At 70.9% G+C, this 7,522-nt stretch carries 6 protein-coding genes and 1 pseudogene; 5 read left to right on the plus strand and 2 right to left on the minus strand.

Annotation, left to right across the window (positions count from 1 at the left end):
- Positions 1-598, minus strand: a pseudogene (locus tag ABZ646_RS35185) (hypothetical protein); the annotation flags it as partial.
- Positions 595-948, minus strand: a complete 354-nt coding sequence (locus tag ABZ646_RS35190; protein ID WP_360528233.1) for a DUF485 domain-containing protein — start codon at positions 946-948, stop codon at positions 595-597. The gene ABZ646_RS35190 and the pseudogene ABZ646_RS35185, both read right to left, overlap by 4 nt.
- A 250-nt stretch (positions 949-1,198) precedes the next feature.
- Between ABZ646_RS35190 and ABZ646_RS35195 the strand changes: the two genes are divergently transcribed.
- The 5 genes from ABZ646_RS35195 to ABZ646_RS35215 form a co-directional block, all read left to right on the plus strand.
- Positions 1,199-2,740: a S8 family serine peptidase gene (locus ABZ646_RS35195; protein WP_360528236.1), complete on the plus strand. Its 1,542-nt coding sequence runs from the start codon at positions 1,199-1,201 to the stop codon at positions 2,738-2,740.
- A gap of 52 nt (positions 2,741-2,792) precedes the next feature.
- Positions 2,793-4,169: a CoA transferase gene (locus ABZ646_RS35200; RefSeq protein WP_360528248.1), complete on the plus strand. Its 1,377-nt coding sequence runs from the start codon at positions 2,793-2,795 to the stop codon at positions 4,167-4,169.
- A 98-nt stretch (positions 4,170-4,267) separates the two neighbouring features.
- Positions 4,268-5,482, plus strand: a complete 1,215-nt coding sequence (locus ABZ646_RS35205; protein WP_360528239.1) for a hypothetical protein — start codon at positions 4,268-4,270, stop codon at positions 5,480-5,482.
- Positions 5,483-5,762: 280 nt separating this feature from the next.
- Positions 5,763-6,764, plus strand: a complete 1,002-nt coding sequence (locus ABZ646_RS35210) for an SUMF1/EgtB/PvdO family nonheme iron enzyme (protein WP_360528242.1) — start codon at positions 5,763-5,765, stop codon at positions 6,762-6,764.
- Between the two features lie 270 nt (positions 6,765-7,034).
- On the plus strand, positions 7,035-7,522 hold a 488-nt coding region (locus ABZ646_RS35215; RefSeq protein ID WP_360528245.1), incomplete at its 3' end, for an NAD(P)H-dependent oxidoreductase.

Below are 7,522 nucleotides of genomic sequence, written 5' to 3' on the forward strand. Positions count from 1 at the left end.
GCTGCCGGCCGGGAAGTCCAGGTCGAGGACCTTGAAGGAGAGAGTGCTCACGATGGCTCCTTGAGAGGGAATGACGGGGTGAGGACGGGAGGTCGCTGGTGATGCCGAGGAGGAGGGAGACCAGGACGCCCGCGCCCGCCATCTGGGCCAGCAGGTAGAAGATCGACACCACGATCGTGGAGGTGCCGGCCGCGGTGCGGACCGGGCGCTGGCGCATGCGGTACGCCAGCACGTCGCCCATCGTGTAGCGGCCGGAGTTGCGCAGCGGTTCGGCGACCAGGAGCAGGGCGACGAGCCAGGCGACCAGGAAGCCGATGGAGTACAGGAAGCCGTCGTAGCCGAAGAGCGCGATGGCGCCGGCGATGCCGAGGAAGGACGCGGCGGACATGTAGTCGCCGGAGACGGCGAGGCCGTTCTGGAAGCCGGTGAACTGGCGGCCGCCCGCGTAGAAGTCCGCGGCGCCCTTGGTCTGGCGGCCGGCCCAGACGGTGATGACCAGGGTCGCGGCGACGAACACCGCGAACAGGGTGATGATCAGCGTCCGGTGGTCGCTGGCCTCGCCTGCGGCGAGCAGGGCGGTGTGCTGCGCGGGGCTCATGCGCCGCCCTCCATCCGGGACTTGATGGCCTCGGCCTTGGGGTCGAGCCTGGTGGCGGCGTGCCGGGCGTACCACCAGGCGATGAGGAACGTGGTGAGGAACTGGGCGAGGCCGAGGACGAGGGCGACGTTGATGTTGCCGACGACCTTGGTGCCCATGAAGTCGCCCGCGTAGTTGGAGAGCAGGACGTACAGCAGGTACCAGGCGATGAAGGCGAAGGCCAGCGGGAAGGCGAAGGAGCGGTAGGAGTGCCGCAGTTCGGCGAACTCCGGACTCTGCTGCACTTCGGCGAACTCCTCGCCGGAGGGCCGGGTCTGCGCGTTCGAGGGCGGTGGTGTCTCGGTGGCCACGGAGTCTCCTCGCGATACGGACATGCGGATTCTGACCTCATTCACTGCCCAAGGTCACGGCGCCACGCGTGGACGGGTTCAACCCGCCCGGGTTCTTTCGGAAGTCGATCGCGAAGGTCTCCGGTCATTGCTGGCCGGCGAGCGCGGAGGATAACTTCGCCCTGCACCACGCGTCATGTACCTGCCCAATCGGCCCATCCGACTGCGTTCCAGCACGTCCGTTCCGCGACCGAACCGGAGGCTCATCCGCATGACTGTGTTCCAGCCGCGCCACCGCCGTGTCCTCGCCGTCCCGCTCGGCATGGCCATGCTCTCGGCCCTGGCCTTCCTGCCCGCCGTCTCCGCGTCCGCGGCCGACACCGGTGGGGCGGCCTCCCCCCTCAGCGCCCGCACCGCGGACGCGACCTCACTCAGCTATGTCGTCAACATCCGCCCCGGCCACGGCACCTCGGAGCGCGTCCAGCGGGCGATCGACCGGGCCGGCGGTTCGGTGGTGATCGCGTACGACGAGATCGGCGTCATCGTCGTCCACTCGTCGAACGCCGACTTCGCGAAGATCATCCGCAGGGTGCCGGGCGTGGACTCGGCCGGCGCCACGCGCAACGCCCCGCTGCCCGCCCAGTCGACCACCGACGTCGGCACCCCCGAGGTGCTCAGCTCCCAGCAGGTCGCGGCGGCGGACGCCCGGGCGGCGGACGGGCAGGACCCGCTGGAGCCGTTGCAGTGGGACCTGCCCGCCATCAAGGCAGACAAGGCGCACGAGAAGACCCTGGGCAGCCCGAAGGTCACCGTCGCCGTCATCGACACCGGCGTCGACGACACCCATCCGGACATCGCCCCGAACTTCTCCGCCGCACAGTCCACCAACTGCGTCTCGGGCAAGCCGGACACGACGTACGGCGCCTGGCGGCCCAGTTCGACGGAGAGCCCGCACGGGACGCACGTGGCGGGCGAGATCGCGGGCGCGAAGAACGGGATCGGCATCACCGGTGTCGCGCCGGGCGTCAAGGTGGCGGGCATCAAGGTCGCCACCTCACAGGGGTACTTCTACACGGAGGCCGTGGTGTGCGGCTTCGTGTGGGCGGCCGAGCACCACATCGACGTCACCAACAACAGCTATTACACCGACCCCTGGTACTTCAACTGCACCGACGACCCGGACCAGAAGGCACTCGTCGACGCCGTCACCCGGGCCTCCCTGTTCGCGGAGCGCAAGGGCACGGTCAATGTGGCCGCGGCGGGCAACGAGAGCTACGACCTGGCCTCCGACTCGATCACCGACCCGGTCTCGCCCAACGACGGCACCCCGAGCGACCGGGTGATCGACCCGCACAGGTGCTTCGACATACCGACCCAGCTGCCGGGGGTCGTCACGGTCGCGGCGACCGGAGCGAAGGGCCTCAAGTCGTCCTTCTCCAACTACGGCCTCGGGGTCGTCGACATCGCCGCCCCGGGCGGTGACTCGACCGCCTACCAGGCGCCGCAGCCCCCGGCCACCAGCGGCTCGATCCTGGGCCCGCTGCCGGGCGGCAGATGGGGCTACATGTCGGGTACGTCGATGGCGACCCCGCACGTCGTCGGCGTCGCCGCATTGATCAAGTCAACCCACCCGCACGCCTCCCCCGCCCTGGTGAAGGCCCTGCTGTACGCCGAGGCGACGGCCACACCGTGCACCGACCCGTACGACATCAACGGCGACGGCAAGGTCGACGCGGTGTGCGAGGGCTCGAAGAACCGCAACGGCTTCTACGGCTGGGGCATCGCCGACGCGCTGGCGGCGGTCAGCAGGTGACCCATCCATATTGATTCAATCAACAATGCATAGTGTAGTCATGACTCGAGTCATGACTGCGATCAACTACGCATGGTCCGCGCTGGGCGGCGATCCGTCGCTGCCCGCCCGGGTCACGACCGTGGCGCGCGCGGGCACGCTGCCGGCCCGCCTTCCGGTACGGCAGCTCGCCCGCGGGTGTGTCGGCGCGTGCGCGCTGGCCGCCGCCGAGCTGGGGGCACGGCGGACCGGGCGGACCGAGGTGCCCGCGGTCCTGGTGGACGACGGGGCGGTGGCGGCGGCCTTCACCAGTGAGCGGCAGCTGCTGGTCGACGGACGGGCCCCCGTGCAGTTCGCCCCGCTGTCGCGGTTCTGGCGTGCGGCCGACGGCTGGGTGCGCACCCACGCCAACTACCCGCATCACAGGGCCCGGCTGGGCACCGCGCTGGGACTGCCGGAGGACGCCTCCCCGCGGGACGTCGCGGCGCGGATCGCCGAACGACCCGCGGTGGCGGTGGAGGAGGCGGCCCACGCCGCCGGCGGGCTCGCCGTGGCCCTGCGCTCGCCCGGCGAGTGGGCGGCACACGGACAGGCCGTCGAGGTGGCCGCGCGCCCGCTGGTCGAACGGGGCCGCCTGGACGGCGCGTACGCCCGCGTGCTCGCGCCGCTCGACGCCGGCGCCGCTCCCCTGCTGCCCGCGGCCGGGCTGCGCGTCCTGGATCTGACCCGGGTCCTCGCGGGGCCGGTCGCGACCCGCACCCTGGGGCTGCTGGGCGCGGACGTGCTGCGCCTCGACGCGCCGTGGCTGCCCGAACTGGCCGACCAGCACGCCGACACCGGTTTCGGAAAACGCTCGGCCACGCTCGACCTGACCACGGACCGGGCGGCCTTCGAGGAGCTGCTGGCGTCGGCGGACGTCGTGGTCACCGGCTACCGGCCGGGCGCGCTGGACCGGTTCGGACTCACGCCCGAGGCGCTGGCCGAACGGCGGCCCGGGCTGGTCGTGGCCCAGGTGTCGGCCTGGGGCGCGTACGGACCGTGGGGCGGCCGGCGCGGCTTCGACAGCCTCGTGCAGGTCGCCACCGGCATCGCGGAGACCGAGGGCGCGACCGACCGGCCGGGCGCCCTGCCCGCACAGGCGCTGGACCACGGCAGCGGATACCTGCTGGCGGCGGGGGTGCTGCGCGCGCTGACCGAGCAGTCGTACGACGGCGGCAGCCGGTTCGTACGGCTGGCCCTGGCACGGACCGCGCGGTGGCTCACCGCGGAGCTTCGGCCGGAACCTGAGGCCGGCGAGGCAGCCGGAGGGCCGGAGGCCTGGCTCACGGAGACGGACAGCGCGCTGGGCCGGCTGCGGTACGCACGGCCGCCGTTGTCCTTCGCGGGTGGCCCCGCCGACTGGGCGCGGCGGCCGGTGCCGTGGGGTTCGGTGCCGGCCCGCTGGACATGACCGTCGCGGCCGGAAACGTACGGCATGGGTGGAATGCCGCTCCGTCAGCTGTTTTCCTTTAGGTGCCCGGTTCTGTCATGGCTGGTGGAGACCATGGGGTGACGTTGACACGATCGACCGCCGAGGTGGCCGCGAGCGGCTCCGCGGGACGTCCCGGGACCGGCCGGGCCGTCGTCTTCCTGGTCCTGGTGGCGCTGGCCGCGCTGGTGCCGCTGCTCGGGCCGTCGCTCGCGCTGCACGGCACCGGGGAGGCCGCGGCCCCCGGGGTGGGCGGTATCGCGCTGCTGCGCGGGGTGTTGTTCGCGGCCCTGTGCGTGCCCCTCGGCGAGCTCTCGGTGGACCGGCTGGCGCGCCGGCTCCCGGACACACCCGTCGAACGGCCGCACAGCTGGGCGGTGTTCGCGGCCGTCGCCGGTTTCGCGGCCGCGCTGGGGCTCGCCTCGGTCGTGTCGACGGGCAACCTGGTGCCGCGTGCGCTCGCCGACGTCGACGTGGGCGGCCTGTACCGGTCGTGGGACGGCCGGCTGGCGCTGCTGGAGGTCAACGCCTTCCTGCTGGCCGCTGTGTCGGCCCGCTCGCGCCGCCCGGCGACCCAGGTGTGGCCGCTGGCGGCGGTGGCCGTCGCGGAGGCGCTGCGGGCGCATCCGGCGCCCGAGCACGACGCGTTGGCAGGCTCCGCGCTCACCCAGCACCGCTCACCGCTCAACTGCGGTGTCACCTTCTCGTATGATGGCCGCGCGCACGTACTGGTCGGTGCCTACACCGGCGAGGGCATTGTGCTCCGCCCCACTACGGATGGCCGCCTCGAGCACGTGCGCGACCTGCGATTGCACGACAATGCGGTCAAGGGTGTGGCGGCTTCCGGCGACATGCTCTTCTCGGTATGCGCCGACGGCAGCGCCGCCTGGCATAGTGCGACCACACTGCAGACGCTCAAGGTGCTGCCCAACGCGCACGACCGTATTGCCAACGGCTGTGTAGGTTTGGGCGGTGGCCGCTTCGCCAGTGTCAGCCGCGATCTCACGTTGCGCGTGTGGGAACCAGACTTTACCGTCACCGTGCTGAAGACCCCGCACACCCACTCCATCAAGTGCGTGAGTTCCGACGACACCGGCCGTTTCGTCGCCACGGGGGCCTATGACGGACACGTGGCCGTGCACGACCTCCGTACCGGTGCGTGGCACACCACGCGGCCAACGGCATCTGGCGTCTCCTCCCTCGCCTACGACGCTGCACGTCGGCTGTTTCTGGCCTCTTCCTACGACGGCCGCGTCCACGAGATAGCCGTCGAGGCCGCAGGAGAGCCGCGGTGAGCCGCCGCGTCCCACCGAAGCACAGGCCCGGGGCCAGCGGCGCCGGCCCGGCAGACGGCCCGTTTGCCTACAACGCGGTCGACGGCCGAGTTGCCGGGGACCTGCCGGGCGACGGACGCGACTGCTCCACAGCGATCGGGATGCCGCACGCCCTCTCGTGCACGCGGGTCAGCCCCCCGCCAGGGTTCACTTCGCTCGGCAGGACAAGCTGTGTCCGCGCGCCGAGCGCAGGCGCGCGGCTACGCTCTGGAGACCGCCGGTTCGGGGGTGTGATGTGGCGATGAGTGACGCGGTGGATCCGGCTGTCGTCGTGGGGGAGATCAACAGCCTGCCTCCCCGCGCGGCCATGGGACTGCCGGAACGGTGGACCGCCTGCTTCCACGAGCAGATCGAAAACGAGGTCTCGGACCTGCGGTTCGCTCCGCTGCCGGAGCTGACCCGGCTGGCGGAGTCGGAACAGGGCGCGGCCGCCAACCGCTTGGCCGCCGGACTGCTGCTGGCGTTGTTGGGCGATGTCCGTATCGACCCGATGAAGCCCTCGATGATCGACGTGCCAGGGGCAGGCGTGCGTCTCGGAACCACAGAGACAGAGGCCACTCGGATCAGCGAGACGCACCGTCGGCAGGGAGTCAAACGCTCTTGGATCCTCAAGGAGTGCCCGGAGCACACGGTGGTCGTGGCCGACTACCGCATTGCGCGCTACCCGGTAACCAATCTGGAATACCGAGCGTTCCTCAAAGAGAACCCGTCCGCCGGTATCCCGACGTCCTGGCACCTGGGCCGGTATCCGGCCGAGCGGGCCAACCAGCCGGTCTTTTCTCTGCGGCCGGAGAGCGCTGACCGGTACTGCCGCTGGTTGTCCGAAGCCACCGGTCGGCGCTTCCGCCTACCGACCGAGGCGGAATGGGAGTACGCCGCGGCCGGACCGGAACGGAACGCATTCCCCTGGGGCGACGAGTACCAGCCAGGCCTGTGCAACTGCGTCGAGGAAGGGATCATGACCACGACCCCCGTCGGCATGTTCGCGGCAGGCCGGTCTTGGGTCGGCGCGCACGACATGGCCGGCAACGTCGAGGAGTACGTGGCAGACGGCTACCGGCCGTATCCCGGCGGCCAGGTAGTCGAGGACGACCTGTACACGACACTCGGCGCGGATTACCGGGTGGCCCGAGGCGGGGCCTTCAACCGCTTCCACGACATGGCCCGGACCCGGCGCCGCCACGGCGGACCGCTCAACCTCGACTTCTATGCCATGGGCTTCCGGGTCGCCGAGACGCCCTAAGCTTCAGCTCCACTCGGCAGGCACGGGAGGGCTCGGCACCAGGATGGCGCCCGCTGACGCCGCCAGGCCCCCCACACACGCTGGTGAACACTAGCCGCGGCGGCCTGCACACGGCCTCTTGGTGCGAGGCGATGAGCGATCCCAGCTCGGACTTGAGCCTGTACCCGCTCGCCCCGCTTGGCCACCAGATGATCCTTACGGTAAATGGACCACCCGACGGCTACGCGAGCCAGCGACCTGATACGTATCGGCGTCAGAAGGAAGGAACCCATGGTCCCCCAACCCGTCCGCACCGCGAGCGCGGACGCGAGCGACCGTCTTCAGCCAAGAATCCTGCTGCTGAGTCTGTCGCACAGCGGCAGCTCCGCCAGCCGGCGTCTGGTCGAGCCGCTGGAACGCTCGCTCCAGGAGGCGGGCGCGAAGACAGAGGTCTTTGACGCGCGCGCGCTGCCGCCGATGTGGGTGAGCGACGCCAAGCTAGACGGCGCTCCCCCGCCCTACCACGGTCTGCGTCGGCTCATCGCTGACGCAGACGGCGTGATCCTGATCCACCCGATCTACGCCTACGCGTCGAGCAGCGGCACCAAGGCCGTACTGGAGCTCTACGGAGACGTGTTGAACGGCAAAGCGGTCACGTTCGCCTCCGCATCGAGCACTCCACGCAGCCACCTCGCGATCGCCTCCAGCATCATCCCGGCCATCTTCGACGCCGGCGCGTACTGCTACCCACAGACGATCCAGACCGCTGGTGAACCACC

The organism is Streptomyces sp. NPDC007162, assembly GCF_040634175.1.
Taxonomy (GTDB): Bacteria; Actinomycetota; Actinomycetes; order Streptomycetales; family Streptomycetaceae; genus Streptomyces.